Annotated in this window: 3 protein-coding genes; 1 reads left to right on the top strand and 2 read right to left on the bottom strand. The window is 67.5% G+C overall.

Annotated features, from left to right (window positions below):
- The coding region (locus tag B2W70_RS03390) for a glutamate--tRNA ligase family protein (RefSeq protein WP_286742867.1) at positions 1-790 on the top strand (790 nt) is incomplete at its 5' end.
- On the opposite strand, the gene B2W70_RS03395 is transcribed toward B2W70_RS03390, so the two are convergent.
- Both B2W70_RS03395 and orn read right to left on the bottom strand, forming a co-directional pair.
- A complete protein-coding gene (locus tag B2W70_RS03395; RefSeq protein ID WP_349677430.1) occupies positions 772-1,173 on the bottom strand; it encodes a cupin domain-containing protein in 402 nt (133 codons plus the stop codon). The two genes, B2W70_RS03390 and B2W70_RS03395, sit on opposite strands and share 19 nt — an antisense overlap.
- Positions 1,174-1,180: 7 nt before the next feature.
- Positions 1,181-1,768 (bottom strand): oligoribonuclease, encoded by a 588-nt coding sequence (gene orn / locus B2W70_RS03400; RefSeq protein WP_286742870.1) that lies wholly within the window; start codon positions 1,766-1,768, stop codon positions 1,181-1,183.
- Between the last annotated feature and the right edge of the window lie 189 nt (positions 1,769-1,957).

The following is a 1,957-nucleotide window of genomic DNA, read 5'->3' on the forward strand; positions in this document are numbered from 1 at the left end:
CGCCTGCGGCCTCACGCCCGACGAGCCGCCCGTGTGGCAAAGCCGGCGCGGTCAGCTGTATGAGGCAGCCCTAGACCAATTGGTCGAGCTCAAGGGCGGCATCACCAGCACCCCATGTCTTGGCCATGCCTGGGCCTACCCCTGCGCCTGCACCCGCGCCGACATTGCCCGCGCCCACGAGCAAGCAGGCCACGCCAAGGCGCGTCATGGCGAGCTGGTCTACCCAGGCACCTGTCGCCCTGAAAACGGTGGGCTGCACGGCCGCGAGGCCCGAGCCTGGCGCCTGCGCGTGCCCGACGGCGAGGCTGGCGTGATCAAGTGGCACGACCGCAGGCTGGGCGCACAACAGCAGGCCCTGGGCACCGCCGTGGGCGACTTCGTCGTCAAGCGTGCCGACGGCCTGTGGGCCTATCAGCTCGCCGTGGTGGTGGACGACGCCGAGCAACGCATCACCGACGTTGTGCGCGGCGAGGACCTGGCCGACAACACCCCGCGCCAGCTGCACCTGCAGCGCTTGCTGGGCTTGCCCGAGCCGCGCTACCTGCACACCCCGCTGGTCAACGGCGACAACGGCGAAAAGCTCTCGAAGCAGAACGGCGCCGCGCCGCTGGACCTCACCGACCCAGCGCGCTCGGTGCGAACGGCTTTGATGGCACTGGCCAGCCCAGCCACAGCAGAAGCCTCGGCCTCTGGCCTGACGCCCGGCTGGCAAGCAGGCGAAGGCGCATCGCTCAGCGAGCTGCTGGCCTCGGCCGTGGCCGCCTGGCGATGTCAGCCCAGCGGGGCTTGAGGCTGAAGGCCTGGCCGTTCGATGACCACGAAGTGCTTGCGCACTGGCTCCACCACCTCGAAGGCGCCCACGAAGCCGGCCGGGATCACAGCGCCTTCACCGGCGCGCACGTCCACCGCCACACCAGCTTCGTCGTGCAGCCGCACGTGTCCTTCGAGCACGAAGAAGTACTCTTCCTTGTTCGCGGCGAACACGATGCGCCACATCCCCGGCTCGCAAGCCCAGATGCCGATGCTGCTCACCCCGTCGCCCGACTCGTACAGCGACCACGTTTCACGGCGCGGGTTGCCGCGCACCAGCCTGTCAGGCCTGGGGTGATCGATCGCCCCGGCGCTGGAAGGCTGCGCCACCCTCACGATGGCGGGCGCGCTCAACTCGCTCACCGCCACCTCACTTCACCAGGAAGTGCTCGCGGTAATACGCCAGCTCGTCGATGGACTCGTGGATGTCGGCCAGCGCCGTGTGCTTCTGGGCCTTCCTGAAGCCTTCGGCCAGGCCCGGCTTCCAGCGCTTGGCCAGCTCCTTGAGCGTGCTCACGTCGAGGTTGCGGTAGTGGAAGAAGGCTTCCAGCTTGGGCATGTAGTTGGCCAGGAAGCGGCGGTCCTGGCAGATCGAGTTGCCGCACATGGGCGACTTGTTGGCCGGCACGTATTGCTTGAGGAAGTCGATCACCGCCTGGCTGGCTTCCTCTTCGCTCACGGTCGAGGCCTTGACCCGGTCGATCAGGCCGCTGCGGCCGTGGGTGCCCTTGTTCCAGGCGTCCATGAGGTTGAGCGTCGCGTCGCTCTGATGCACGGCGAACACCGGTCCTTCGATGCGGTTGTTCAACTGCGCATCGGTCACCACCACGGCGATCTCGATGATGCGATCGCTCTCGGGCTTGAGGCCCGTCATCTCCAGGTCGATCCAGATCAGGTTCTGGTCGCTCTTGACCAAGGTGGCGGGGGCCTGCTCGGCGCCAGGTGTGGTTTCGCTCATCGACATCCTCATGTGCTGACAAAAGCCGCGCCGACACCGCCCTGCTCACCAGGGTCTTGGCCGCGCAGCCGTGGTCGCGATTGTGCGGCAAACGTACACTCCCGGGCATGCAAGCCAGCCTCGTCACCACGCTTTTCGTGAGCTTCGTCCTCGCCTCGGTGCTCGTGCGCCTGTGGCTGGATGGCCGCC

This window comes from Aquabacterium sp. UBA2148, assembly GCF_002328915.1.
Taxonomy (GTDB): Bacteria; Pseudomonadota; Gammaproteobacteria; order Burkholderiales; family Burkholderiaceae_C; genus Aquabacterium; species Aquabacterium parvum.